Annotated in this window: 24 protein-coding genes and 3 tRNA genes; 25 read left to right on the forward strand and 2 right to left on the reverse strand. The window is 72.3% G+C overall.

The window, feature by feature from the left end; translation table 11 throughout:
* Positions 1-21: 21 nt before the first annotated feature.
* Entirely contained in the window at positions 22-453 is a 432-nt protein-coding gene (locus ACI794_RS03725) for a pilus assembly protein TadG-related protein (protein WP_456579696.1), read from the reverse strand.
* Between the two features lie 818 nt (positions 454-1271).
* Here ACI794_RS03725 and ACI794_RS03730 point away from each other — a divergent pair.
* The 6 genes from ACI794_RS03730 to ACI794_RS03755 all read left to right on the forward strand — a co-directional run bounded on the left by ACI794_RS03730 (position 1272) and on the right by ACI794_RS03755 (position 5219).
* Positions 1272-3677: a putative bifunctional diguanylate cyclase/phosphodiesterase gene (locus ACI794_RS03730; protein ID WP_456602592.1), complete on the forward strand. Its 2406-nt coding sequence runs from the start codon at positions 1272-1274 to the stop codon at positions 3675-3677.
* Positions 3678-3863: 186 nt separating this feature from the next.
* Positions 3864-3936: transfer RNA gene (locus ACI794_RS03735), tRNA-Thr, on the forward strand.
* Positions 3937-3992: 56 nt separating this feature from the next.
* Positions 3993-4066 (forward strand) — tRNA-Met (locus ACI794_RS03740).
* 106 nt (positions 4067-4172) lie between these two features.
* Positions 4173-4337, forward strand: a complete 165-nt coding sequence (gene rpmG / locus ACI794_RS03745) for a 50S ribosomal protein L33 (protein WP_014378026.1) — start codon at positions 4173-4175, stop codon at positions 4335-4337.
* Between the two features lie 31 nt (positions 4338-4368).
* Positions 4369-4815, forward strand: coding sequence for an FAS1-like dehydratase domain-containing protein (locus tag ACI794_RS03750; protein WP_456602591.1), 447 nt, complete (start codon positions 4369-4371; stop codon positions 4813-4815).
* Positions 4812-5219, forward strand: a complete 408-nt coding sequence (locus tag ACI794_RS03755; RefSeq protein ID WP_456602590.1) for a MaoC family dehydratase — start codon at positions 4812-4814, stop codon at positions 5217-5219. Before ACI794_RS03750 ends, ACI794_RS03755 begins: the two co-directional genes overlap by 4 nt.
* 51 nt (positions 5220-5270) lie before the next feature.
* Here the strand turns inward: ACI794_RS03755 and ACI794_RS03760 are convergent, their stop codons facing one another.
* Positions 5271-6527: a pyridoxal phosphate-dependent aminotransferase gene (locus ACI794_RS03760; protein ID WP_456615695.1), complete on the reverse strand. Its 1257-nt coding sequence runs from the start codon at positions 6525-6527 to the stop codon at positions 5271-5273.
* 237 nt (positions 6528-6764) lie between these two features.
* Between ACI794_RS03760 and ACI794_RS03765 the strand changes: the two genes are divergently transcribed.
* The 19 genes from ACI794_RS03765 to rpoB all read left to right on the forward strand — a co-directional run bounded on the left by ACI794_RS03765 (position 6765) and on the right by rpoB (position 26849).
* Positions 6765-6840: transfer RNA gene (locus ACI794_RS03765), tRNA-Trp, on the forward strand.
* A 70-nt stretch (positions 6841-6910) separates the two neighbouring features.
* Entirely contained in the window at positions 6911-7444 is a 534-nt protein-coding gene (gene secE, locus ACI794_RS03770; protein ID WP_456602588.1) for a preprotein translocase subunit SecE, read from the forward strand.
* 48 nt (positions 7445-7492) lie between these two features.
* The gene (gene nusG, locus ACI794_RS03775; RefSeq protein WP_456602587.1) at positions 7493-8398 is read left to right on the forward strand and encodes a transcription termination/antitermination protein NusG; all 906 of its coding nucleotides are present in this window, start codon (positions 7493-7495) and stop codon (positions 8396-8398) included.
* Between the two features lie 48 nt (positions 8399-8446).
* Positions 8447-8878: a 50S ribosomal protein L11 gene (gene rplK, locus ACI794_RS03780; protein ID WP_456579689.1), complete on the forward strand. Its 432-nt coding sequence runs from the start codon at positions 8447-8449 to the stop codon at positions 8876-8878.
* Between the two features lie 97 nt (positions 8879-8975).
* Entirely contained in the window at positions 8976-9686 is a 711-nt protein-coding gene (rplA, locus tag ACI794_RS03785; protein ID WP_456602586.1) for a 50S ribosomal protein L1, read from the forward strand.
* Between the two features lie 347 nt (positions 9687-10033).
* Complete coding sequence (gene rplJ, locus ACI794_RS03790; protein WP_456579687.1) at positions 10034-10627, forward strand: 50S ribosomal protein L10; 594 nt, start codon at positions 10034-10036, stop codon at positions 10625-10627.
* Between the two features lie 16 nt (positions 10628-10643).
* Entirely contained in the window at positions 10644-11036 is a 393-nt protein-coding gene (gene rplL / locus ACI794_RS03795) for a 50S ribosomal protein L7/L12 (RefSeq protein ID WP_456579686.1), read from the forward strand.
* Between the two features lie 331 nt (positions 11037-11367).
* Positions 11368-12492: an ABC transporter ATP-binding protein gene (locus ACI794_RS03800; protein ID WP_456602585.1), complete on the forward strand. Its 1125-nt coding sequence runs from the start codon at positions 11368-11370 to the stop codon at positions 12490-12492.
* Complete coding sequence (locus ACI794_RS03805; RefSeq protein WP_456602584.1) at positions 12489-13304, forward strand: MlaE family ABC transporter permease; 816 nt, start codon at positions 12489-12491, stop codon at positions 13302-13304. The genes ACI794_RS03800 and ACI794_RS03805 overlap by 4 nt, the downstream gene beginning before the upstream one ends.
* Entirely contained in the window at positions 13304-14173 is an 870-nt protein-coding gene (locus tag ACI794_RS03810; protein ID WP_456579683.1) for an MlaE family ABC transporter permease, read from the forward strand. The genes ACI794_RS03805 and ACI794_RS03810 overlap by 1 nt, the downstream gene beginning before the upstream one ends.
* 7 nt (positions 14174-14180) lie before the next feature.
* Positions 14181-15560 carry an MCE family protein gene (locus ACI794_RS03815; RefSeq protein ID WP_456602582.1) on the forward strand — a complete coding sequence of 460 codons (1380 nt, stop codon included), beginning with the start codon at positions 14181-14183 and terminating at the stop codon, positions 15558-15560.
* Positions 15557-16624: an MCE family protein gene (locus tag ACI794_RS03820; protein WP_456602581.1), complete on the forward strand. Its 1068-nt coding sequence runs from the start codon at positions 15557-15559 to the stop codon at positions 16622-16624. Before ACI794_RS03815 ends, ACI794_RS03820 begins: the two co-directional genes overlap by 4 nt.
* Positions 16624-17643 (forward strand): MCE family protein, encoded by a 1020-nt coding sequence (locus ACI794_RS03825; RefSeq protein ID WP_456615696.1) that lies wholly within the window; start codon positions 16624-16626, stop codon positions 17641-17643. The genes ACI794_RS03820 and ACI794_RS03825 overlap by 1 nt, the downstream gene beginning before the upstream one ends.
* On the forward strand, positions 17643-18899 hold the full coding sequence (locus tag ACI794_RS03830; protein ID WP_456602579.1) for an MCE family protein: 1257 nt from the start codon (positions 17643-17645) through the stop codon (positions 18897-18899). Before ACI794_RS03825 ends, ACI794_RS03830 begins: the two co-directional genes overlap by 1 nt.
* Positions 18896-20155, forward strand: a complete 1260-nt coding sequence (locus ACI794_RS03835; protein WP_456615697.1) for an MCE family protein — start codon at positions 18896-18898, stop codon at positions 20153-20155. Before ACI794_RS03830 ends, ACI794_RS03835 begins: the two co-directional genes overlap by 4 nt.
* Positions 20152-21420, forward strand: coding sequence for an MCE family protein (locus ACI794_RS03840; RefSeq protein WP_456602577.1), 1269 nt, complete (start codon positions 20152-20154; stop codon positions 21418-21420). Before ACI794_RS03835 ends, ACI794_RS03840 begins: the two co-directional genes overlap by 4 nt.
* 69 nt (positions 21421-21489) lie before the next feature.
* Entirely contained in the window at positions 21490-22113 is a 624-nt protein-coding gene (locus tag ACI794_RS03845; protein ID WP_456615698.1) for a hypothetical protein, read from the forward strand.
* A gap of 331 nt (positions 22114-22444) precedes the next feature.
* On the forward strand, positions 22445-22954 hold the full coding sequence (locus tag ACI794_RS03850) for a hypothetical protein (protein WP_456615699.1): 510 nt from the start codon (positions 22445-22447) through the stop codon (positions 22952-22954).
* A gap of 388 nt (positions 22955-23342) precedes the next feature.
* On the forward strand, positions 23343-26849 hold the full coding sequence (gene rpoB / locus ACI794_RS03855; protein WP_456579674.1) for a DNA-directed RNA polymerase subunit beta: 3507 nt from the start codon (positions 23343-23345) through the stop codon (positions 26847-26849).
* The last annotated feature ends 75 nt before the right edge of the window (positions 26850-26924 follow it).

The following is a 26924-nucleotide window of genomic DNA, read 5'->3' on the forward strand; positions in this document are numbered from 1 at the left end:
CGTCGCCGTCCCGGGGCCGGATCAGGGCGCCGTCGGTGCCCGCGCACTGGAGACGGCGGTCCGCTCGAGCTGCTGCCCGGCCAGGAACAGCCAGCCGAACGCGATGTCCACGTACCGGGTGCACCGCACGGTCACCTCGGCCCCGTCGGTCTCGGCCGCCCAGCTGTCCAGCGCGAGGTCGCCGTCGGCCAGCTGGTCGGCCACCGCGGCCTGGGCGGCGGCGCGGCTGAGCGGGAGCTCGGTGCCCACCCCCTGCGCGTAGAGCACCGCCTCGTCGGCCCGGTTCGCCGCGGCGAGGGCGGCGCTGTCGCAGACCGACTGCACCTCCTGCTGCTCGAGGAAGGCGTCGGACGCCGCGATCGCCCCGACGGCCATCAGCGCGGCGACCAGCCAGCACACCAGGACGAACGGGAGCGTCGACCCGCGCTCGCGGTCGTCCTGGTCGGGGTGCACGCGCGGCAGCGTAAGCACCGACCCGCGGTTGTCCACGACCTGTGGACACGATCTGTGGACACTGTGGACGACGGTTCACCCGTCCTCGTGGCACCCGGCGGTTCCTGTGGACGGCGCGGGCGCGTGGATCACCGCTCGGCGGTCCGGGGACCGATCGCGCCGCCGGCGTCGAGGGCCGTGGGCCGCCCCCCGCCGGCGAAGTGGGTCACCCGTCGTGTGATCAATGTGGCGCACGGTTACGACTCGGCGTCGCCAACGGCGTGTCGTGACCCTGATGCTTGTGGCGACCCGTGACGGGAAGGAGTGTCGCCCGCGCGGTCCGTATTCGACGACGCTCTGCCCCCGCGCGTGGATGGCTGCCGCATTCAGCCATTTTGTCGTGCCACGAGGGAGGCGCCATGAACAGCAGCATGCAGCGTGAGGACAGCTCGGCCCGCGGAGTCCGCTGGGGTCGGGGTGTGCGTTGGGGTCGTGGCGTCCGCTGGGGTCGCCAGGCCTGATCGGGCCGCCCCCCTGGTCCAGAAGGGGCAGTCGTCCCTCCGGGGCGGCTGCCCCCTCCTCATGTTCGGGGCAGCACTTGCCGATCACCTCGGCGAGCGGGTCCCTCTCCCGCGTGCGGAGAGGGTGGCGGTGATCGACACCGCTGCTAGCCTTTCGCCCGCCCAACGACCGGGGAGAGTGCCGTGCACGTGGCTGAGCAGGAGGTCAGCGAGCGTAGTCGCTCGCGTACCGTCCGCAGCCCCTGGGTCGCCACAGGACTCGCGCTGGCCATTGCGGCGCCCTTGGGCGCGGCCCTGCTGACGCGCGGGGTGGATCCTGTGAGCGGCATCCTGCTGGGCGCCGTCTTCCTGGCCGCGGTGCTGGGGGAGTGGGTCTACGTCCACATCGAGTTCCGCCGCCAGAGCTTCGTGAACTCCGCCAGCGAGCTCGCCCTCGTGATCGCCCTGCTCGAGCTCGGTGGCGCCTGGACGGCGGTGACCCGAGCGGCGGCCGTCGGACTCGTGCTGGCGCTCCAGCGGTTCTCGCCGGCCAAGATCCTCTTCAACGTCGCCGTCGCGGTCATCGACAGCGCCGTCGCGGTGTTCGTGCTCGACCTGATGTCGGGCGGCGACGTCAGCCAGCCCTGGACCTGGATCTCCTGCCTGCTGGCGGTCTTCGCGGCCAACGCCGTCGCCGCCGTCATGGTGGCCGGGGCGATCACCGTGACCCAGGGGTACCCCGGGCGCTCGATCTGGACGAGCCTGCTGGTGCCGGTCGTCGTCGTGTCGCCGGTCGCCGTGCTCGTCGGCCTGGCGATCCTCCTGGTGCTGCACGTCACGCTGTGGTCGCTCCTCATCCTCGCGCCTCTCACGGCGGCCCTGGTCCTGCTGTACCGCCGGTTCGCGGAGGTGACCCGGGAGAGCCAGTCCCTGGAGCGCGTCTACGAGTTCGCGCGGCGGGTGGAGCAGGTCCAGCCCGACGAGGTGGGCACCCGCCACATCGTGCAGGCGGTGCAGGAGTTGCTGAACGCGGAGCGGGTCGCCCTCTGGCTGCCGCCCTACCTCGACGAGGGCCCGCGGTTGGTCGTCGCCACCGAGAGCGGTGCCGACTGGTACGACGGGCCCGGAGACCCCGACGACGTGCTGCGTCGCCGCGCGGTCGCCTCGTCGGGGGCCGTCCACGTCTCGGCCGGGCGTGCCGACGAGGCCCAGGCGGCGGCGCTCGCCCGCCGGGGGGTCGCGGAGGTGCTGGGCGCACCGGTCACCACGGCCGCAGGAGAACCGGGCTACCTGGAGGTCTGCGACCGCCGCAGCGACGCCGTCTCCTTCGGCAGCACCGAGCGCGGCGCCCTGGAGTCGATGCTCACCCACGTCAACGCGGCGATCCGGCAGCAGCAGCTGCTCACGCGCATCCGCTTCGACGCCGACCACGACCGCCTCACCGGGCTGCCCAACCGGCAGCGGCTCGCGGCGGAGATCGACGCGCTCGTGACCGCGGACCCGGCCGGTGACCGGGCCGGGCTCATCCTCGCCTCCCTGGGCACCTACGCCGACGTCACCGACACCCTCGGGCACGCCGCGAGCGACGAGCTGCTCCTGGTCACCGCCGGCCTGCTCCGCGAGCACGCCCCGCCGCGCGCCCTGCTGGCCCGCATGGAACGGGAGCAGTTCGCCGTCCTGCTCCCCGGCCTGTCGTTGAAGGCCACCGAGCAGGCGGCCCGGCGGCTGCGCGAGGCCGCGGCCACGCGCGTCCGGGTGGCCGGGCTGGACCTGGAGGTCTCGCTGACCATCGGCGTCGCGGCAGCCCCCGTGCACGGCACCGACGCGGGCACGCTCATGCAGCGCGCGGACGTGGCCCTGCTCGCGGCCGCGGAGTCGGGCGGCGTGGCCAGCTACCACCCGGTGCTCGACCAGCAGAGCCTGCGCCGCCTGCAGCTGGGCACCGAGCTGGAGCAGGCCATGGCCGACGGGCAGATCGGCGTCGTCTTCCAGCCGGTCATCGACGCCCAGACGTCGGACATCGTCTCGGTGGAGACGCTCGTCCGCTGGACCCACCCGCGCTACGGCAGCATCCCGCCCGAGGACGTCATCGGCCTCGCCGAGCAGATCGGCCGGATCGGCGCGGTCACCGACCACGTCCTGGACCTCGCGCTGGCCCGGTGCCGGCGCTGGCTGGACCAGGGCATCTCGCTCTCGGTCGCGGTGAACGTCTCCGCGTTCTCGCTGAGCGAGCCGAACCTGGTGGACCGCATCCGCGGCGCACTGGAGCGCCACCGCGTCCCCGGGGAGCTGCTCATCCTGGAGCTGACCGAGAGCAGCGTCGTCGACGACTCCGTGCGCGAGAGCCCCGTGCTGGACGAGCTGCACGACCTGGGGCTCCGGCTCTCCATGGACGACTTCGGCACCGGCTACTCGTCGCTCTCCCAGCTCCGGCACCTGCCCATCGACGAGTTGAAGATCGACAAGTCCTTCGTCCTCACCATGGCCACCAGCCAGGGGGAGTCCTTCATCGCGCGCTCGATCATCGAGCTGGCCCACAACCTGGGGCTGTGCGTCGTCGCCGAGGGCGTCGAGGACGAGATGACGCGCAACCAGCTCATCACCATGGGCTGCGACAAGCTCCAGGGCTTCCTGATCAGCCGGCCGCTGCCCGAGGACCGGCTGGAGAAGTGGCTGCTGGCACGCACCGGCGTGCGCTCGGCCGCGCCGGGGGCCACCTACCGCCGGCTGTTCGTCCGCACCTGAGACGGACCCACGGTCCCTCCGCCGCTCGCGACCCCGCGGCGGGGCCCCGACGCGGGGTCGTGCCAGCACGTCGCCGGCCTCCGGACGGGCCGCCCGGAGCGGCTGTTACAGTCGTCCCGCACGGTCCGGAGGGCCCCCGCCGGTCGCCACGAGCGGCTTGGTAGAGTCTTCGACGGCTCCGAGCACGCCCCTTTAGCTCAGTCGGCAGAGCGTCTCCATGGTAAGGAGAAGGTCTACGGTTCGATTCCGTAAAGGGGCTCTGGCAGTAACCTGACCTACCGGTCCTGTCGCGAGACCGGCCCGGGTGGTCATCCCGGCGGTGTAGCTCAGCCTGGTAGAGCAAGCGGCTCATAATCGCTGTGTCACCGGTTCAAGTCCGGTCACCGCTACTCCCGACGGACCCGGCGTCCCGGGTCCGTCGCCGTGTCGGCATCCAGCCGGTTCGGCAGCAGGGCCCGGTCCCGGGTCCTGTCCCACAAGGCTAGGAGCACTCCCGTGGCAGCCACCGACGTCCGTCCGAAGATCACCCTGGCCTGCCAGGAGTGCAAGAACCGCAACTACATCACCCGCAAGAACCGGCGGAACGACCCCGACCGGCTCGAGCTGAAGAAGTACTGCCCGCGCGAGCGCAAGCACACGCTGCACCGCGAGACCCGCTGACGGTTCGCGGCTGCTGAGCGAGGGCGGGAGCATGGCGTTGGACCGGGCACTGGTCGGGCGCAGCTACCCGCCCTCTGCCGTCTACGAGGTCGGCCGGGCGAAGATCGCCGAGTTCGCGGCCGCCGTCGGCGCCACCGACCCGGTGCACCACGACGCCGACGCGGCCCGTGCGGCCGGCCACCCCGACGTCGTGGCGCCGCCGACGTTCGCCGTCGTGGTGAGCCTCGAGGCCGCCTTCGCGGTGCTCGCGGACGACGAGGTGGGGCTGGACTACAGCCGCGTCGTCCACGGCGAGCAGAAGTTCACCCACCACCGCCCGATCCGGGCCGGCGACCGGCTGGTCGCCACCACCACGATCGACGCCGCCCGCACCGTCGCCGGCAACGACCTGCTGACGGCCCGGGTGGAGCTCGCCACGGAGGACGGCGAGGCGGTCTGCACGGCCACCTCGATGCTCGTCGCGCGAGGTGCGGCATGACCGCAGAGGTCGGGACCGAGCTCCCCGAGCTGGTCCTCCGGGTCACCCGCGCCGACCTGGTCCGCTACGCCGGTGCCTCCGGCGACTTCAACCCCATCCACTGGAACGAGCGGGTGGCCCGCGAGGTCGGCCTGCCCGGCGTCATCGCCCACGGCATGCTGACCATGGCGCTCGCCGCCCGGGCGGTCACCGGCTGGACCGGGGATCCGGTGGCGCTGGTCGAGTACCAGGTCCGCTTCGGGCGGCCCGTGGTCGTCCCGGACGACGACCGGGGGGCGGAGCTGACCGTCCGCGGAAGGGTGGCCGCGCTGCTGGAGGACGGGCGGGCGCGGGTCGACCTCACCGTCACCAGCGACGGCGAGAAGGTGCTCTCCCTCGCCCGCGCGGTCGTCCGGCTGGCCTGACCGCCCGCGCCGCCGCCACGCCCGCGGTGGGGCCGGCGGCGGCGCCGCTGCTCAGCCGGCCGTGGAGAGCAGCCGCTGCAGCCGCGAGACGCCCTCGACCAGGTCGTCGTCGCCCAGCGCGTAGGACATCCGGATGTACCCGGGCGTCCCGAACGCCTCGCCCGGGACGACCGCGACCTCCGCCTGGTCGAGGATCAGCTCGGCCAGCTCCGCGCTGCTGCCGGCCGTGCGCCCGCCGATCGAGCGGCCGAGCAGCCCCTTGACCGACGGGTAGACGTAGAAGGCGCCGTGCGGCTCGGGGCAGGCGACGCCGGGGATCTCCCGCAGCATCGACACGATGGTCTGCCGGCGCCGGTCGAACGCCGTCCGCATCTCGGCGACCGCCGACAGGTCGCCGGTCAGCGCGGCGATGGCCGCGGCCTGCGACACGTTCGCGACGTTCGACGTCGCGTGCGACTGGAGGTTCGTGGCGGCCTTGACGACGTCGGCCGGGCCCGCGATCCAGCCCACCCGCCAGCCGGTCATGGCGTAGGTCTTGGCGACGCCGTTCACCACGACGCACCGGTCGGCGAGCTCGGGCACCAGCACCGGCATCGACGGCGCCGAGGCCCCGCCGTAGGTCAGGTGCTCGTAGATCTCGTCGGTCAGCACCCAGAGACCGGCGTCGAGCGCCCAGCGGCCGATCTCCTCCACCTGCTCGGCCGGGTAGACCGCGCCCGTGGGGTTGGAGGGGGAGCAGAAGAGCAGGGCCTTGGTGCGCGGGGTGCGCGCCGCCTCGAGCTGCGCCGCCGACACCAGGTAGCCGCTCTGCTCGTCGGCCACCACCGGCACCGGCACGCCCCCGGCCAGCCGGATGGCCTCCGGGTAGGTGGTCCAGTAGGGCGCCGGCAGCAGGACCTCGTCGCCGGGGTCGAGCATCGTCGCGAAAGCCTCGTAGACCGCTTGCTTGCCGCCGTTGGTGACCAGCACCTGCGCGGGGGTCAGCCGCAGGCCGGAGTCGCGCGCCGTCTTGGCGACGATGGCCTCCTTCAGCGCGGGGAGGCCGCCGGCGGGGGTGTACCGGTGCATGGCCGGCGTCCGGGCCGCGGTGATCGCGGCCTCGACGACGTAGTCCGGTGTCGGGAAGTCGGGCTCGCCGGCTCCGAAGCCGATCACCGGCTTCCCGGCGGCCTTGAGCGCCTTCGCCTTGGCGTCCACGGCGAGCGTCGCGGACTCGGCGATGGCGCCGATGCGACGGGAGATGCGGCGCGCGGTGGGCGGCAGCTCGGTCGACTGGGAGGCGGACCCCGGTGCGGAGACGTCGGTCATGGGGCCATCGTGTCAAAGACCACGGCCGCGGGCTGCCCGCCCGGTCCGGCGCGGGTGGCCGACCGGGGGAGATGCCCCGGCCGGGGGCAGGCCCGGTGGGACGTTCGCTTCCGCCCGTCACGGTCCCGTACACTGGCTTCACCGGGGCCTGTTGACCCCGCCACCGGCGTGCCCCGGATCCCTTCCCGGGCCGGCGCCACCGTGGCGGCGAGACGCTCCGGGGCCCACCCAGGGCATAGGGGTGTAGCTCAATTGGCAGAGCAGCGGTCTCCAAAACCGCAGGCTGCAGGTTCAAGTCCTGTCACCCCTGCCAGCAGGACACCGGCACGACCGACCGACGGCCCTCGCGGGAGAGGCCACCACGACGAGGCGAGCGAGGCGCAGTGAGCGACGAGAAGCCGGGCCGCGAGGACGACGCGCGCGCCGCCTCCGACGCCGAGCTCACCGACGAGCAGCTGGACCGCGAGGCGCCGGGGGTCGACGACGCCGCCGCCCTCGAGGCCGCCGAGGACCAGGTGGCCGGCGACGCGGAGGCCGACGAGGACAAGGTCGTCGCCGCGCGGGACCGCAGCACCCGCCGGCGGGGCCGCATCACCGTCGACGGGGACGAGGACGACGAGCCCGCCACGCGGTCGCGTCGCGCCGCCCGGTCGGCCGCCGAGCCGGCTCGCGACGGCAGCCCGACCCGCTCCCGGGCGGCTGCGGAGCGGGCGCGCGCCGAGGAGCACCAGCCCCGGCGCTCGATCATGCGCTTCCTGCGCGAGGTGGTCGCCGAGCTGCGCAAGGTCATCTGGCCGGGCCGGCGGGAGCTGATCACCTACACGACCGTGGTGATCGTGTTCGTCGCGTTCATCGTCGCGCTGGTGGCCGGGCTCGACCTGCTCTTCGCGCAGGGCGTGCTCGCCGTCTTCGGTTGATCCGCCGTCCCCGCGCCTGAACGCCCCCTGACAAGGAAGAGACACCCTGTGACCGACCCCCGCGAGCCCTTCGAGACCGACAACGCGGTCGAAGGCACCGATCTGGACGACGCCCGATTCGACGAGCGCGGCACCGCCGACGTCGAGACCGGCGCCGGTGAGTCCGGTGCCGCCGAGGGGTCCAGCGACACCGCCGACCTGGGCGCGGGTGCCGCCATCTCCGACGGCGAGGTCGCCGACGCGACGCCGGAGATCGAGACCGGGAACCCCGACACGCTCGCCACCGACCCGGAGGCCGCGCCGGCCGGGGACTCCGAGGTCGCGGTCGAGGAGGACGAGGACCCGGTCGAGTCGCTGCGCAAGGCGCTGCGGATCGCCCCCGGCGACTGGTACGTCGTCCACTCGTACGCGGGCTACGAGAACAAGGTGAAGACCAACCTCGAGGCGCGCATCCAGTCCCTCGACGTGGAGGACTACATCTACCAGATCGAGGTGCCCACCGAGGAGGTCACCGAGATCAAGAACGGCAAGCGCTCGCAGGTCAACCGCAAGGTCCTGCCGGGCTACCTGCTGGTCCGCATGGAGCTCAACGACGAGTCGTGGGGCGCGGTGCGCAACACTCCCGGGGTCACCGGCTTCGTCGGCGCGACCTCCAAGCCGTCCCCGCTGACGATCGACGAGGTCGTGAAGATCCTCGCCCCGGCCACCACGCCGCAGGCGCCGCGGGCCGCCGAGGCCACCGCCGCGAGCTCGGGCGGCGCCGCCGCCGCGCCGGCCGCCGTCGTCGACTTCGAGGTGGGCGAGTCGGTCACCGTCATGGACGGCCCGTTCGCCACGTTGCCCGCCACCATCAACGAGATCAACGCCGAGCAGCAGAAGCTGCAGGTGCTGGTCTCCATCTTCGGCCGCGAGACGCCCGTCGAGCTCTCGTTCAGCCAGGTCCAGAAGATCTGACGGACGGGTCCGAAGACCTCACCACCCAACTGAACCGGAGAACAGAGCATGCCCCCCAGGAAGCGGTTGACCGCGGTCATCAAGCTCCAGATCAACGCCGGTGCGGCCACCCCCGCCCCGCCCGTGGGTCCGGCGCTGGGTCAGCACGGCGTCAACATCATGGAGTTCTGCAAGGCGTACAACGCCGCGACCGAGTCGCAGCGCGGCAACGTCATCCCCGTGGAGATCTCGGTCTTCGAGGACCGCACCTTCACGTTCGTCACCAAGACCCCGCCGGCGGCGCGCATGCTGCTGAAGGCCGCTGGTGTCGAGAAGGGCTCGGGCGAGCCGCACAAGACCAAGGTCGCCACGGTCACCCGTGACCAGGTCCGCGAGATCGCCACCACGAAGATGGCCGACCTCAACGCCAACGACCTCGACCAGGCCGAGAAGATCATCGCCGGCACCGCCCGGTCGATGGGCATCACCGTCACGGGCTGACCTCAGCCCGCACCCGCACCACCTGCACTCGTGGGAGGGCCACGCCTGGCCCGCGAACCACACGATCCCCGGCACCGTCCGGGCGAGAGGAACCACCATGGCGAAGCACGGCAAGAAGTTCCGCGCAGCGGCCGAGAAGGTCGACCGCGACAACCTGTACAGCCCGCTCCAGGCCACCTCGCTGGCCAAGGAGACGTCGACGACCGCCTACGACGCCACCGTCGAGGTGGCCATGCGCCTGGGCGTCGACCCGCGCAAGGCCGACCAGATGGTCCGCGGCACGGTCAACCTGCCGCACGGCACCGGCAAGACCGCCCGCGTCATCGTCTTCGCGACCGGTGACAAGGCCGCCGAGGCCGAGGCCGCCGGCGCCGACGTCGTGGGCTCCGACGACCTGATCGAGCGCATCCAGGGCGGCTTCCTGGACTTCGACGCCGCGATCGCGACGCCGGACCAGATGGCCAAGGTCGGTCGCATCGCCCGCATCCTCGGCCCCCGTGGCCTGATGCCCAACCCGAAGACCGGCACGGTGACCCCCGACGTCACCAAGGCTGTCAACGACATCAAGGGCGGGAAGATCAACTTCCGCGTCGACAAGCAGGCCAACCTGCACCTGGTCATCGGCAAGACCTCGTTCGACGAGGCCAAGCTGGTCGAGAACTACGCGGCCGCGCTCGACGAGGTGCTGCGCGCCAAGCCGTCGTCGGCCAAGGGGCGGTACCTGAAGAAGGTCACCATCTCGACCACGATGGGCCCGGGTATCCCGGTCGACCCGAACCGCACCCGCAACCTGACGGTCGACGAGTAGAAGGACCACCCTTCCCCCCACGCCTCGCATGCTCGGCGCGGGCCCCTGAAGGGTGGCCGTTCCATCGCCTCGCCACGGCCCCGCTGCGCACCCGCGCGGCGGGGCCGTCGTCGTGTGGGGTACTCTTGCCACCGTTCCCCCCAAGACCGCTGGTCGTCGCACGTCCGCGTGCGATCGAAGGTCCCGGAGCACCGGGCGACCCGCGCAGGAGGACGGTTCGATCGGCAGGCGCTCGCGCCCGCCCCTCGCCCCGTGCGCCCTGCGCCGGGGCGTTCCTCGTCTCCGGGCCCCTCGACGCACGCAGTCGTGCAGCGTCCAGCAGTCGCCCGACAGACGAGAGGAGGCCCATGCCCACGCAGGCGAAGGCCGCGGTGATCGACGAGATCACCGAGCGGTTCCAGTCGTCCAGCGCGGCGGTGCTCACCGAGTACCGCGGGCTGACCGTGGCGCAGCTGACCCAGCTGCGTCGTTCCCTCGGTGAGGGCAGCAGCTACGCCGTCGTCAAGAACACCCTGACGAAGCGGGCGGCGGACTCGGTCGGGCACCCCGACCTGGCCCCGCTGCTCAACGGCCCGACCGCGATCGCCTTCATCGAGGGTGACGTCGTCGAGGCCGCCAAGGCCATCCGCGACTTCGCGCGCGCCAACCCGCTGCTCGTCGTCAAGGGCGGCGTCGTCGAGGGCCGCACCGTCGGCCCCGCCGAGGTCACCGCCCTGGCCGACGTCGAGCCGCGCGAGGTGCTGCTGGCCAAGCTGGCCGGCGCCATGAAGGGCAACCTGACCAAGGCTGCCGGGCTGTTCCAGGCCCCGCTGTCGCAGGTCGCCCGGCTCGCCGAGGCGCTCAAGGAGAAGAAGCCGGCCGAGGCCGGCGCTCCCGAGGCTGCTGCTGCTGACACCACCCCCGACGCTGACGCCGCGGACGCCGCGGCCAGCACCGACTGACCCAGAAGGAGACATCATGGCCAAGCTTTCCACCGCGGATCTGCTCGACGCGTTCAAGGAGATGACCCTCCTCGAGCTGTCCGACTTCGTGAAGCAGTTCGAGGAGACCTTCGAGGTCACCGCTGCTGCCCCCGTCGCCGTTGCTGCCGCCCCGGCCGCCGGTGGCGGCGACGGTGGCGCTGCCGCCGCCGAGGAGCAGGACGAGTTCGACGTCATCCTCGAGGCTGCCGGCGACAAGAAGATCCAGGTCATCAAGGAGGTGCGCGGCCTGACCTCGCTCGGCCTCAAGGAGGCCAAGGACCTGGTCGACAACGCGCCGAAGCCGATCCTGGAGAAGGTCGCCAAGGACGCCGCCGAGAAGGCCAAGGCCGCTCTCGAGGGCGCCGGCGCCACCGTCACCGTCAAGTAAAGGACCCCGGCACCCCCAGCCCTCGCTCCGCTCGGGCCGGGGTCCCTGCGCCGGGGCGGTTCCACCGCCTCACCACAGGGGCCGTCCTCCTTCGGGAGGGCGGCCCCTGTCGCATGTCCGGGTGGTTGCGCACCGCGAACGGGGAGACGGGGGTCACGGGAACTGCGTGACACACGTAACCTTCGCCGGACCGCGTCGTTACTGACCGGTAGGAGCGCAGGCCAGGGCCCCGGACCACGGGACCCACCACGGTCGAGCGCCCCGCCGGGGGCCTTCCGACGCGGCGGGGCGGGGACCGGGCGGGCCGGCCGGAACGGGAGGCAGGGGACACGTGGGCGTCGCAGTCGAGGTCTCGGGGCTGACCAAGTCGTTCGGCAGCCAGAACATCTGGAGCGACGTCACGCTCACGCTCCCGCCGGGGGAGATCTCGGTGCTGCTGGGGCCCTCGGGCACCGGCAAGTCGGTGTTCCTCAAGTCGCTGGTCGGCCTGCTGAAGCCCGAGCGGGGCTCGATCGTCATCTCCGACACCGACATCGTGAACACCAGCGAGTCCCGCCTCTACGAGGTGCGCAAGCTCTTCGGCGTGCTGTTCCAGGACGGCGCGCTCTTCGGCTCGATGAACCTCTTCGACAACATCGCCTTCCCCCTGCGCGAGCACACGAGGAAGAGCGAGTCGGAGATCCGGCGGATCGTCCTCGAGAAGATGGACATGGTCGGTCTGCAGGGCGCCGAGGGGAAGCTGCCGGGGGAGATCTCCGGCGGGATGCGCAAGCGCGCTGGCCTCGCCCGGGCGCTGGTGCTGGACCCCGAGATCATCCTGTTCGACGAGCCGGACTCCGGCCTCGACCCGGTCCGCGTGGCCTACCTCAACCAGCTGATCGTCGACCTCAACGCGCAGATCGACGCCACCTTCCTGATCGTCACCCACGACATCGGCACCGCCCGCACGGTGCCCGACAACCTCGGCCTCCTGTTCCGCCGCCACCTGGCCATGTTCGGCCCGCGGGAGCAGTTGCTGACCTCGCAGGAGCCGGTCGTCCGCCAGTTCCTCAACGGCCGCCGCGAGGGCCCCATCGGGATGAGCGAGGAGAAGGACGTCGCCCAGGTCGAGGCCGAGATGGCCGCACTGGAGGCCCGCGGCGGCGACCGGCACAACGGCATCGGACCCAAGGGCGCCAGCGGCGGGGATGCCGTGCCGCCCCAGCTGGACCCCTCCCCGGGCCTGCCGGAGCGCAAGGCCGTGCGCCGCCGCCAGGAGCGGGTGGCCCGCATGCTGCACCAGTTCGACCCCGCCACCGCCGATGCCATCCGCGCCTCGCTGCCGCCGGACCTGCTCGCGCAGGCCGACGCAGGCCTCTTCCGCCCGACCCCCGGCGCGGGTGGCCGGCACTGGGGTCCCGAGCCGGGGAGCCCGGCCCCCGCGGTGGTGCTGCCCCGCGTCGGCGGCGCCGGGTGACCGCGACCGAGAAGCCGGTCGCCCCGGGGCTGCTGGACGGCAAGTACTCGCCGACCCGGCCGCTCGCGGCGAGCGGGAAGCTGTTCGCCTTCGCCCTCGACGTGCTGCGGGCGCTGCCCAAGCGGCCGTTCCAGGTGCGCGAGTTCGTCCAGCAGACCTGGTTCGTCGCCAGCGTGACGATCCTGCCGACGGCGCTCGTCGCGATCCCCTTCGGGGCGGTCATCGCCCTGCAGCTGGGCTCGCTGACCCGGCAGCTCGGGGCCCAGTCGTTCACCGGATCGGCCTCGGTGCTCGCCGTCCTGCGGGAAGCCAGCCCCATCGTCACCGCGCTGCTGATCGCCGGCGCCGGGGGGTCGGCGATCTGCGCCGATCTCGGCGCCCGCAAGATCCGCGACGAGATCGACGCCATGGAGGTCCTGGGGATCAGCCCGATCCAGCGCCTGGTCGTGCCCCGGGTGCTCGCCTCGATGCTGGTCGCCGTCCTGCTGAACGGACTGGTCAGCGTGGTCGGCGTGGCCGGGGGCTACTTCTTCAACGTCGTGCTGCAGGGCGGTACGCCGGGCGCCTACCTGGCCTCGTTCAGCGCCCTGGCCCAGGTGGAGGACTTCTGGTCGGGCGAGATCAAGGCCCTGGTGTTCGGCCTGATCGCCGGGACCGTCGCCGCCTACAAGGGGCTGAACGCGGGGGGCGGCCCCAAGGGCGTGGGTGACGCGGTGAACCAGGCGGTGGTCATCACCTTCCTGCTGCTGTTCGCGGTGAACTTCGTGATGACGGCGCTGTACTTCCAGCTCGTCCCCCCGAAGGGGGCGTGATGGCGCTCCTCTCACCCACCGACCGGGTCCGGGTCCGGGTCCGCCGGCTCGCCACCACCGTCTACCGGCGGCCGCTGGACACCCTGGACGACCTCGGCGACCAGCTGAGCTTCTACGGGCGGGCGCTGGGCTGGGTGCCGCGCGCCCTGCGGCGCTACAAGCGGGAGACCTTCCGGCTGCTGGCCGAGGTGACGTTCGGGTCCGGCGCGTTGGCGGTCATCGGGGGCACGGTCGGCGTGATCGCCTTCCTGTCCTTCTTCACCGGTACGGAGGTGGGGCTCCAGGGCTACGCCGCGCTGGACCAGCTCGGCACCTCGGCCTTCACCGGCTTCCTCTCGGCCTACTTCAACACCCGGGAGATCGCCCCGCTGGTGGCCGGGCTGGCGCTCTCGGCGACGGTCGGCTGCGGTTTCACCGCGCAGATCGGTGCCATGCGGATCAACGAGGAGATCGACGCCCTCGAGGTCATGGGGGTGCCCTCGCTGCCCTTCCTCGTGACCACCCGCATCGTCGCCGGCTTCATCGCCGTCGTCCCGCTGTACGTGCTGGGGCTGCTCAGCAGCTACTTCGCCACGCGCACGATCACCACGCAGGCCTACGGGCAGTCAGCCGGCACCTACGACCACTACTTCAACCTGTTCCTGCCGCCGCAGGACGTGTTCTGGTCGTTCCTCAAGGTCCTGGTCTTCGCCGTGGTGATCATCCTGAGCCACTGCTACTACGGCTTCCGCGCCGGCGGGGGGCCCGCGGGCGTGGGGCTGGCGGTCGGCCGGGCGGTGCGCTTCTCGATCGTCGCGGTGATGGTCATCGACCTGTTCCTGTCGCTGGCGATCTGGGGCTCCACGACGACGGTGCGGATCGCGGGGTGAACGGCGCATGAGCGGAACGAGAGGTATGGTCGTCCGTCGGCGGCTGCAGGGGTTGGCCTTCCTGGTGGTGCTCGCGCTGCTGCTGGGCCTGGCCGTGGCGGCCTACCAGAAGGCGTTCACCGAGGTGGCCCGGGTGACGCTGCTGGCGGACACGGCCGGCAACCAGCTGCAGGAGGCCTCCGACGTCAAGGTCCGGGGCGTCATCGTGGGCGACGTCCGGGAGGTGCGGGCCGGCAGCGACGGCGCCGAGCTCGAGCTCGCGATCAGGCCCGAGTACCTGGAGCAGATCCCCGCCGACGTCACCGCCCGGCTGCTGCCCAAGACGCTGTTCGGCGAGCGGTTCGTCTCGCTGGAGCTTCCCGAGCGACCCACCGCCGAACGGCTCGCCGACGGCGACGTCATCGGCCAGGACCGCAGCGAGAACGCGATCGAGCTGCAGCGGGTGATCGACGGCCTGCTGCCGCTCCTGCAGGCCGTCCAGCCGCAGGACCTCTCCACGACCCTCGGCGCGGTCGCCGACGCGCTGCGCGGCCGGGGCGACCGGCTGGGCGCCAACCTCGCCGCGGTCGGGGAGTACACCGCGCAGCTCAACAGCGTGCTGCCGGAGCTGCAGGCCGACATCTCGGGACTCGCCGACTTCGCCGACACCTACGAGTCCGCCGCCGACGACCTGCTCGCGGTGCTCGACAACCTCGCCGTGACCAGCACGACCCTGGTCGACCAGCAGGAGCAGCTGCGCCGGACCTTCACCGTGGGCCGGTCCGCAGGCGACGCGGCGGCCGGCTTCCTGGAGGCCAACGAGCGGACCATCATCTCGCTGGCCGAGACGTCCCGGCCGGTGCTGGGCCTCTTCGCCGAGTACTCCCCGGTCTACCCGTGCCTGCTGGAGGGGCTCACCCGGTTCAACCCGATGATCAGCGAGGCCTTCGGCGCCGACGGCGACCCGTCGCTCAACCTGAACATCGTCGTCACCCTGCCGCCGCGCAACCCCTACGTGCCCGGCGACCAGCCGGCCTACCTGGACCGGAGCGGCCCCGACTGCCAGGGCCTCGACGACATCGACGGTCTCATCCGGGCCGCCGACCGCGGCGAGTACTACTGCCCGACCCCACCGGAGGACGGCGTCGACTCCGCGGACAACCCCTTCTCGGGGAACCCCGTCTGCCTCGGTGGCCGCGGCCCCGAGGACGTGCCGGAGGGAGCGGGGGACCCCAACCCCAGGGCCGGCAACTCCCTGCCCTACGACCTCGCCGGATCGACAGCGGAGCTGGACTTCGTGCGCAGCATCCTCGCCCACCAGACCGGGATCGGACCCGAGCAGGTCTCCGACCTCGCGGTCTCCACGCTGGCCCCCCTGCTCCGCGGCACCCAGGTGGCCCTGCGATGAGGGGCGCGCTGCGCGGGCTGGCCGCGCCGCTGACCAAGCTGCTGGTGTTCGGGCTGGTGACCGTGCTGGCCAGCTACGTGCTCATCAGCACCATCACCAACGCCGGCTACGGCGACCAGGTGCGGTACCGGGCGCAGTTCACCGACGTCGCCGGCCTCGTGGAGGGCGACGAGGTGCGCATCGCCGGTGTCCGGGTGGGCCAGGTGACCGGCATCGGGCTGGCCGAGGGGATCGACCGTCCGGTCGCCGAGGTGGTGCTGGAGGTCAGCGCCGACGTGCCGCTGCCGGCCGGGGTCGAGGCGACCATCCGCTACCGCAACCTCGTGGGTCAGCGGTACGTCGCGCTGGAGGAGGGCGACGGCTCCGCGGGCCGGGTGCTCTCGGAGGACGCGCTCATCCCGCTGGCGCAGACCACCCCCGCCCTGGATCTGACCACGCTCTTCGGCGGGTTCCAGCCGCTGCTGCAGGCGCTGTCGCCGGCGGACGTCAACCGGCTCTCCTTCGAGATCATCCAGGTCTTCCAGGGCGAGGGCGGGACGGTGCAGAGCCTGCTCGCGCACGTCGCCTCCCTGACCGACTCGCTCGCGGACAAGGACGCCGTCATCGGCAGCGTCATCGACAACCTCACGACCGTGCTCGGCAGCGTCGCCGCCCGCGACGAGCAGCTCTCGGGGCTCGTCGTGAGCCTGCAGCAGTTCGTCACCGGCCTGGCCGGTGACAGCCAGGCCATCTTCGACTCGCTGCAGACCATCGACGGGCTGGCCCGGTCCACCACCGACCTGCTGGTCGACGTCCGCGCTCCCCTCACCGCCGACATCCGCGCGCTGGAGGACCTGTCGACGACCCTGGCCGACAGCGGGGACGTGCTCGAGGACTTCCTCCAGCTCGCGCCCACCAAGCTCGACCTGATCACCCGGACCGCCGTCAACGGCAGCTGGTTCAACTTCTTCCTCTGCGGGGCCTCGGGCAACGTCGTGCTGCCGGTCAGCAACCCCGACGGCACCGAGAACGCCGTCGAGGTGCCCACCGGGGGCCTGCGCAACGGCGAGCGGGGGTGCAGCTGATGGCCCGCGGACCGCGTCCCTTCCGCAGCCGCAACCCCGTGACGATCGGCGCGGTCAGCCTGACGGTGATCACCGCGCTCGTGCTGCTGGCGTTCAACGCCCAGTCCCTGCCGCTCATCGGCGGCGGCACGGTCTACCGGGCGCAGTTCTCCGAGGCGGCCGGCCTGCGGCCCGACGACCCGGTCCGGGTCGCCGGCGTCAAGGTGGGCACCGTCGAGAGCCTGGCCCTGGAGGACGGCGCGGTCACCGTCGAGTTCCGGGTCCGGGACGCCTTCGTGGGCGACCGCTCCGAGGCCGCCATCAAGATCGAGACGGTGCTCGGCGCCAAGTACCTTGCCCTCGTGCCGCGCGGATCCGCCGAGCTGGACCCCGACGAGCGGATCCCGCTGACCCGCACGGCGTCGCCCTACGACGTCGTCGAGGCCTTCGCCGACCTGTCGACGACGGTGCAGGACCTCGACACCGGCCAGCTGGCCGGTTCGTTCGAGGTGCTGGCCGAGACCTTCGCCGAGACGCCGGACGAGGTGCGCAGCTCGCTGCAGGGGCTGGCCCGGCTGTCGGACACCATCGCCTCCCGCGACGCCCAGCTGCGCGAGCTGCTCTCGGCGACGCGGACGGTGACCGACGTGCTGGCCGACAGGAACGGGGAGTTCACCCGGCTGATCCTGGACTCGAACACGCTGCTCACCGCGGTGCAGGAGCGGCGGCAGCTGATCGACTCGATCCTCACCAGCACCCAGGAGCTCTCGACGCAGCTCTCCGGTCTGGTGGCCGACAACCGCGAGGCGCTGACGCCGGCGCTGGCGCAGCTCTCGCGGGTGACCGACATCCTGGCGCGCAACCGGGAGAACCTCGCCCAGACCGTCGACCGGCTGGCGCCGTTCGTCCGGGTGTTCACCAGCACCCTCGGCAACGGCCGGTGGTTCGACAGCTTCGTGGACAACCTGCTGCCCGGCGTGGTCGGCAGCATGGTGTGCGGGGGCCCCGGCGTGCCGGTGTCCTGCCAGGAGGGCAACTGATGAGCGGCTCCCTGCAGCGCGGCGTCGCGGTGGCCGCCACGCTCGTGCTGGTCGGCGCGCTGGGCTGGACGGTGCTCCGGCCGGCCGGCCAGTACCGGGTCACGGCCTGGTTCGGGCAGGCGGTCGGGCTGTACGCGGGCAGCGACGTCCGCGTCCTCGGCATCGACGTCGGGGAGATCACCGAGGTGCGTCCCGAGGGCGACCGGGTGCGGGTCGAGATGGCGATCGACGACGACTACGACATCCCGGCCGACGCGAACGCCGTGGTGCTCGCGCCCTCCCTGGTCTCCGACCGGTACGTGCAGTTCGCCCCCGTGTACGACGGCGGGCCGGCGATGCGCGACGGTGCGGAGGTCCCGCTGGAGCGGACCGCGACGCCGGTGGAGCTCGACGCCGTGTACGGCGCCCTGGACGAGCTCTCCGCGGCGCTGGGTCCCACCGGGGCCAACGCCGACGGCGCCCTGTCGGACCTGATCGACGTCGGGGCGGCGAACCTGCAGGGCACCGGGGACGACCTCAATCGCACGCTGACCGGCTTCTCCCAGGCGGTGCAGACGCTGGCCGAGAACCGCGACGGGCTCTTCGACTCGGTCGAGAACCTGCAGCGGTTCACCAGCGCGCTGGCCACCATCGACAACCAGGTCGGGGTGTTCAACGACAACCTCGCCGCCGTCGCCGACCTGCTCGAGGGCGAGCGCGAGGACCTCGCCGCCGCGATCCAGCTGCTGTCGCAGGCGCTCGGCGACGTCGCCGGTTTCGTGCAGGACAACACCGACCTGCTGCGCACGAACGTCGACCGGCTGGCCGACGTGACCCTCGCGCTGGTCCAGCAGCGGGACGCCCTGGCCGAGGTGCTGGACGTCGCCCCCGCGGCGCTGGGCAACCTGTCCCACGCCTACAACCCCGACTACGGGACGCTGGACACCCGGGACAACTCCATGGGCGCCACCAGCCCCGAGGTCATCGTCTGCCAGGTCCTGGGCGCGACCGGGCGGCTGCGGCTGGACCTGGACCTGGTGCCCGACGTGGTCACCGACCCGCTGACCCAGGGCCTCCAGCTACCGCCCATCGAGCAGATCTGCACCCGGCTGCTGTCGGGGGACGCGGACGCCGACGGTGCCCTGGACGACCTCGACGGAGACGGCGTGAGCGACCTGCAGGAGCTGCTGACCGCGCTTTACGGCGGCGGCGCAGCCGGGGGCCGCACCGGCGGCTCGCTGATCGGCCTGCCCGACCTCGCGGGAGGACAGCCGTGACCCGGCCACTCGCCCGGGCGACCGCCCTGACCGCGAGCGTCCTGCTGCTCGCCGGCTGCGACTTCCGCGGCGCCTACTCCTTCGGCCTGCCCGGCGGGGCTGACCTCGGCGACGAGCCCTACACGGTGCAGGTGGAGTTCCTCGACGTCCTGGACCTGGTGCCGCAGTCGGGCGTGCGCGTCGCCGACGTGCCGGTCGGCCGGGTCGAGGAGATCGACCTGGGGGAGGACTGGACCGCGCTGGTGACGCTCTCGGTCAACGGGGACGTCGAGCTGCCGGCCAACGCGGTGGCGATGGTCCAGCAGACCTCGCTGCTGGGCGAGAAGTTCGTCGAGCTGGCGCCCCCGGGGAACGAGGAGCCGCGCGGCGCGCTCGCCGACGGCGCCCGGATCGGGCTGGACCGGACCAACCGCAACGTCGAGGTCGAGGAGCTGCTGGGCGCCCTCTCGCTCGTGCTCAACGGGGGAGGGCTCGCCCAGCTGCAGACGATCACCCGGGAGCTCGGTGTGGCCCTGGAGGGCCGGGAGCAGGCGATCCGCAGCACGCTGCGGCAGCTGGACACCTTCATCGGCGGGCTCGACGCGCAGCGGTCGGAGATCAGCCGGGCGCTGGACAGCGTCGACGCGTTGGCGGCGAGCCTGGCCCAGCGCACCGAGACGATCGAGACGGCGCTGGACACCATCGGCCCCGGCCTGGACGTCGTGAACCAGCAGCGCGACCTGCTGGTCTCCATGCTCGACAGCCTGGCCCGGCTCGGGGACGTGGGGACCCGCGTGATCGACCAGGCGGGCGCGAACACCGTGGAGGACCTGCGGCTGCTCCAGCCGATCCTCACCCAGCTCGCCTCGGCCGGGCCGGACCTCGCCGGCTCGCTGGACCTGCTGCTCACCTACCCGTTCCCCGCCAGCTCGCTGTCGGCGCTGAACTACCGGCAGGACCTGCGGACCGGGGGCTACGGGCTGTTCACCAACATGACCGCCAGCCTGGACCTGGACCTCACCGAGGTGCTCTGCCGCTACTTCGTCGACCCGCTCACCGGTGCCCTCGAGGAGGCCGCGCCCGCTGACTTCACCGGGGAGCGGTGCGGCGTGCCGGGCAGCCCGCCGGGGAACGCGTCCGGCGCACCGGCCGGGGGACCGGGGACGCCGGCGCCGCAGGCCGGCCCGGGCGCCCTGCTGCCCGAGGGCATCGTCGGCCGGGTGCCCGGCCAGGGCGGCATCGCCGGCCTCCCCGACCTGCTGGGAGGCCGGCCGTGATCACCCGGACCACCAAGCTGCAGCTCGCGGCGTTCGCCATGGTGGCCGTCCTCGGGATGGCGTACCTCGGCTTCACCTACGTCGGCCTCGACCGGCTGGTGCTCGGCACCGGGTACGAGGTGGCCGCCGACTTCCGCGACTCCGGCGGCATCTTCGAGAACGCCGAGGTGACCTACCGCGGGGTCTCCGTGGGCCGGGTCACCGACATGGAACTGGTCGACGACGGGGTGCGCGTGACGCTCACCATCGACCCGGGCGCCGAGCCCATCCCCGCCGACGCCAGGGCCGTGGTCGCCACCCGCAGCGCGGTGGGGGAGCAGTACGTCGACCTCGTGCCCGACGACGGCGAGGGCCCCTACCTCGAGGAGGGCGCGGTCATCCCGCAGGAGCGCACCGCGATCCCCGTGCCGGTCGAGCAGCTGCTGCTGAACGTCGACGAGCTGGTCGGCTCCCTGGACCAGGAGAACCTGCGGATCGTCGTGGACGAGCTGGGCCGGGCCTTCGCGGGAGCCGGTGACGACCTCGGCCGGCTGATCGACAACGGCGACCTCCTGCTCACCCGGGCCCAGGAGTCGCTCCCCGAGACCCTGCGGTTGATCACCGACGGCCGGACGGTGCTCGAGACGCAGGTGGCCAGCCGCTCGGCGATCGAGCAGTGGGCCGCCGACCTCCGGCTGGTGAGCGACACGCTCGTCTCCAGCGACCCCGACCTGCGCAGCCTCCTGGTCACCGCCCCGGACGCCGGCGACGCGCTGCAGCGCCTGGTCGCGGAGGCCGGCCCCGGGCTCGGCCCGCTGATCCGCAACCTCGACGTCCTCAACCGGGTCACCGTCCCGCGCCTGGGCGGCGTGGAGCAGTTGCTCGTCACCTACCCCGACGTCGTCTCCGGTGGCTTCACCGTCGTCCGGGACGACGGCGGGACCATGCGGGCCCACTTCGGGTTCGTGCTCAACGCCGGCGACCCGCACGCGTGCACCAGCGGCTACGTGTCGACGGGGTCCCTCTCCGGGCCCGGAGCGGTGCAGGCGCTGGACACCGAGGTGGTGCGGTGCGAGGTCGTGAACGGGGCCGACCCGGCCCCCGGGGACGGCGTCGACGAGACCGGGTCGAACATCCGGGGCGAGCAGAACATCGGGCGCTCCGGCGGGGTCGGCGGGACGGGGACGCAGAGCGGCGGGGGCACGCGCCCGCCGGTGCTCACCGGCCTCGACGAGCTCCTCGGCGAGCTGCTGAACGCCAGCCCGTTCGCCCGCACCGGCGCGTGAACCACCCATCCGGGTCGATCACGGTGCGCCATCGGCCCGGCCCACGAGACGACAGAGGAGGATGCGCGGGTGAGCAGTGACGCGCGGTCCCGGACGTCCCGGGGCGACCGGGCGAGCGGCGCCCCGGTCGCCGTCGCCGAGGAGACACCGCCCGCCGACGTGGACGCCGGGGAGCAGCAGGCCGACGAGCCGGCGTCCGGCGTCGCGGCCACCCGGCCGGCGGTCCCGGTCGTGCCGCTGCTGGCGGGCCTCCTGGTGCTGCTCGTCGCCGCCCTGGCGTTCCTGTGGTCCACCCGGGCGGAGCCGTCGTCCATCCGCACCGACGACTACGTCGACGCGCTGCAGGCCGCCCGGGCGCACGTGGTCGACCTCACCTCGTTCGACCACGTCACGCTCGACGAGGACATCCGGCAGATCGAGCAGGTGGCGACCGGGGAGCTGGGCGAGGAGACGATCGCCCAGCTCGAGGCCCGGCGCCAGCAGATCGTCGAGTCCGAGGCCGTGGTCAGCACCGAGGTCGTCGGGGCCGGCGTCACCCGGGCCGACGAGGACGAGGCGGCCGCGCTCCTGGTCATCGAGTCCACCCAGAAGAGCAACGTCGACGAGCAGGCCCAGCTGCTGCGCTACCGGATCGAGGTCGAGCTGACGAAGGTCGACGGCCGGTGGCTGCTGTCCGCGATCCGGGGAGGGTGAGGTCGCGATGAGCCAGACACCGGAGGAGCGGCCGCGGCCCACGGCACGCCCCAGGCCCGCGGCCCGGCCCAGCCCCCGCCCCCGGGTCGCCGGTAGCCGGCGCGAGCGGGAGGACGGCGCCCCGCCGGCCGGTCCGGCCGGCGCGCCCCCCGCAACCGACCATGCGGACACGGCCACCGGCCCGGCGGACACGGCCACCGGCCCGGCGGACACGGCCGGTCGTGCCGCCCGGCGGGCGGGCTCCGCCCGGCGCCACGCGGCCCGCGGCAGCGCGCCGGCCGCCGACGCGTCGTCCGCCGGCCGCCGGCGTCCGGGCCGGGCGCTGGTGGCCGTGCTCGCAGTGCTCTGCCTGCTGGCCGCCGTCGGCACCGGTCTCCTCCTGCGGGAGCGGCTGGACCCCGGCTACGTCCAGACCGCGGTGATCGACGCGGCCGGCCACGGCGTGCGGGCGCTCTACGCCTACGACTACGAGGACTCGGAGGGCAGCGTCCAGGGCAAGCTCGCGGTGCTCACGGGCGAGCTGCGCGAGCAGTACGAGCGGGACCTGTCCCAGGGCGGGATCATCGACACCTACGAGCAGGTGTCGGCGACCACCAGCTACGAGGTGAACGACGTCGGGCTGCAGCAGATCAACGACGCGCAGGACACCGCGACGCTCGTCGTCTTCGGCCAGTACGTCGTCCGCTCGGTCACCACCGGGCAGCAGCAGCCGCCCGAGGGGTCGGAGTGCCAGATGACCCCCGAGGGAGCGCAGTCCTGCGTGCAGACCGTCCAGGTCCGCATGGTGACGGTCGACGGCGAGTGGAAGATCAGCGAGCTGACCTTGCTCACCACGAGCTGAAGGACCCTGCCGGAGGGGCCGGTCCGGCGGTCGCCGCTCGGCGTGGCGGTACCACCGCGGTGCGTCCGCTGTCATGATGGATCCGGCGCACACCCCGTCGGCCCTGCCGGCTGCGCGACCCGCGGATGTGGCACCGCTCGCACCGGTACCCCCGACGTGGACTTAGCGCTTCAGCAGGGGTAGGGTCTCCTGTTGCGCTGCCCTCTGACTGCCTGCCCGCCCAGACGGGTCACGACGGGTGCCCGGGAATCCCCCGGGCAGCTCCCGTGCTGACCTGTCCGGCGGGCTCTCGCGGCCGTCGCGGACAGCCTCGCCATTACCGACGACGACCCAGGACGACCCCGCAGCCCACCGCCCGCACGTCGTGAGGTCCTTGGAAGGACGCATCTTGGCAGGCTCTCGCCCCACCAGCATCACCCCCGGCACCACCGAGTCCGGCACCACCCAGACCACCCCGGCCCCGCAGAGCGGTCCCCGCACCGGCGAGGCCGACCAGCAGAAGATCCCCGGCGCGCCGCTGCGGGTCTCGTTCGCCAAGATCTCCGAGCCCCTCGCGGTCCCGGACCTCCTCGCGCTCCAGACCGCGTCGTTCGACTGGCTCGTGGGCAGCCCCGAGTGGCGGGCCACGCTCTCGCCCGAGGAGCAGGCCGACGCCGTCGGCGGCCTCGCCGAGATCCTCGAGGAGATCTCCCCGATCGAGGACTTCAGCGGCTCCATGTCGCTGTCCTTCTCCAACCCGCGCTTCGAGGACGTCAAGGCGTCCCTCGAGGAGTGCAAGGACAAGGACATGACCTACGCGGCGCCGCTGTTCGTCACCGCCGAGTTCATGAACAACACCACCGGCGAGATCAAGAGCCAGACGGTGTTCATGGGCGACTTCCCGATCATGACGAACAAGGGCACGTTCGTCATCAACGGGACCGAGCGCGTCGTCGTCTCCCAGCTGGTCCGCAGCCCCGGCGTCTACTTCGACAAGACCCTGGACAAGACGTCGGACAAGGACGTCTTCAGCGCCAAGGTCATCCCCAGCCGGGGCGCGTGGCTGGAGTTCGACGTCGACAAGCGCGACACCGTGGGCGTCCGCATCGACCGCAAGCGGCGCCAGCCGGTCACCGTGCTGCTCAAGGCGCTCGGCTGGACCGAGGACCGCATCCGCGAGCACTTCCAGTGGTCGCCGACCGTCCTCGCCACCCTGGAGAAGGACCACATCGCCGGGCAGGACGAGGCCCTGCTCGACATCTACCGCAAGCTGCGGCCGGGCGAGCCGCCGACGCGTGAGTCGGCGCAGGCGCTTCTGGAGAACCTGTTCTTCAACCCGAAGCGCTACGACCTGGCGAAGGTCGGCCGGTACAAGGTCAACAAGAAGCTGGGCGTCGAGGTGCCGCAGAGCACCAGCACGCTGACCGAGGACGACATCGTCGCCACCATCGAGTACGTCGTGCGCCTCCACGCCGGCGAGCCCGACCACGGCGTCGACGACATCGACCACTTCGGCAACCGCCGCCTGCGCACCGTCGGCGAGCTGATCCAGAACCAGATCCGGGTCGGCCTCTCCCGCATGGAGCGCGTGGTCCGCGAGCGGATGACGACCCAGGACGTCGAGGCGATCACGCCGCAGACCCTGATCAACATCCGGCCGGTCGTCGCCTCCATCAAGGAGTTCTTCGGCACCAGCCAGCTGTCCCAGTTCATGGACCAGACCAACCCGCTCGCGGGCCTGACCCACAAGCGCCGCCTCTCGGCGCTGGGACCGGGTGGTCTGTCCCGTGAGCGGGCCGGCATGGAGGTCCGCGACGTCCACCCGAGCCACTACGGCCGCATGTGCCCGATCGAGACGCCGGAAGGCCCGAACATCGGCCTGATCGGATCGCTGTCCTCGTTCGGCCGCGTGAACGCGTTCGGCTTCATCGAGACGCCGTACCGCAAGGTCGAGAACGGCCAGGTCACGACGCAGATCGACTACCTGACCGCCGACGAGGAGGACCGCTTCGTCGTCGCGCAGGCCAACAGCCCGCTCGACGCGCAGGGCCGCCTCGCCGAGGAGCGGGTCCTGGTCCGCACCAAGGGCGGCGAGGTCGACTACCTGTCGCCCGAGCAGGTCGACTACATGGACGTCTCCCCGCGGCAGATGACCTCGGTCGCGACGGCGATGATCCCGTTCCTCGAGCACGACGACGCCAACCGCGCGCTCATGGGCGCCAACATGCAGCGTCAGGCGGTGCCGCTGCTGCGCAGCGAGGCCCCGCTGGTCGGCACCGGCATGGAGCTGCGTGCCGCCGTCGACGCCGGTGACGTGGTCGTGGCCGAGAAGGCGGGTGTGGTCGAGGACTCCACCGCGGACTACATCACCGTCATGGCCGACGACGGGACCCGGCAGACCTACCGGCTGCTGAAGTTCCGCCGCTCGAACCAGGGCACCTCGGTCAACCAGACCCCGCGGGTCGACGAGGGCCAGCGGGTCGAGGTCGGCCAGGTCATCGCCGACGGTCCCTGCACCGACCAGGGCGAGATGGCGCTGGGCAAGAACCTGCTCGTCGCCTTCATGTCGTGGGAGGGCCACAACTACGAGGACGCGATCATCCTGTCGCAGCGCCTCGTGCAGGACGACGTCCTGTCCTCGATCCACATCGAGGAGTTCGAGGTCGACGCCCGCGACACCAAGCTGGGCGCCGAGGAGATCACCCGGGACATCCCGAACGTCTCCGAGGACGTGCTGGCCGACCTCGACGAGCGCGGCATCATCCGCATCGGTGCCGAGGTCGTCCCCGGCGACATCCTGGTCGGGAAGGTCACGCCCAAGGGCGAGACCGAGCTGACCCCCGAGGAGCGCCTGCTGCGCGCGATCTTCGGCGAGAAGGCCCGTGAGGTCCGCGACACCTCGCTCAAGGTGAAGCACGGCGAGTCCGGCAAGGTCATCGGCGTCCGGGTGTTCTCCCGTGAGGACGGCGACGAGCTGCCCGCCGGCGTCAACGAGCTGATCCGGGTCTACGTCGCCCAGATGCGCAAGATCTCCGACGGCGACAAGCTCGCCGGGCGCCACGGCAACAAGGGCGTCATCTCGAAGATCCTGCCGCAGGAGGACATGCCCTTCCTCGAGGACGGCACCCCGGTCGACATCGTCCTCAACCCGCTCGGCGTGCCGGGCCGCATGAACGTCGGCCAGGTGCTCGAGATGCACCTCGGGTGGATCGCCAAGCAGGGCTGGGAGGTCGACGGCGACCCGGACTGGGCGAAGAGCCTGCCCGAGGCCGCCAAGGCCGCGGCCCCGGGCACCCGGACCGCGACGCCGGTCTTCGACGGCGCCAAGGAGGACGAGATCATCGGCCTGCTGGGCTCGACGATCCCGAACCGCGACGGCAAGCGGATGGTGGCGCCGACCGGCAAGGCGCGGCTGTTCGACGGTCGCTCCGGGGAGCCCTTCCCCGAGCCGATCGCCGTCGGCTACGTCTACATCCTGAAGCTGCTGCACCTGGTCGACGACAAGATCCACGCCCGCTCGACCGGCCCGTACTCGATGATCACGCAGCAGCCGCTGGGTGGTAAGGCGCAGTTCGGTGGTCAGCGCTTCGGCGAGATGGAGTGCTGGGCGATGCAGGCCTACGGCGCGGCCTACGCGCTGCAGGAGCTGCTCACCATCAAGTCCGACGACATCCTCGGCCGGGTCAAGGTGTACGAGGCGATCGTCAAGGGCGAGAACATCCCCGAGCCGGGCATCCCGGAGTCGTTCAAGGTGTTGCTCAAGGAGCTGCAGTCGCTCTGCCTCAACGTCGAGGTGCTCTCCGGCGACGGGCAGGCGATCGAGCTGCGCGACACCGACGACGAGGTCTTCCGGGCCGCGGAGGAGCTGGGCATCGACCTGTCCCGCCGCGAGCCGTCGTCCGTCGAAGACGTCTGAGAAAGGACCCCCTCCCTCCCCACCCCTCGCACGCTCGGGGTGGGACCCGGGGAGGGGGCCTTCCAGCCACAACAT

This window comes from Blastococcus sp. SYSU DS0541, from assembly GCF_054050875.1.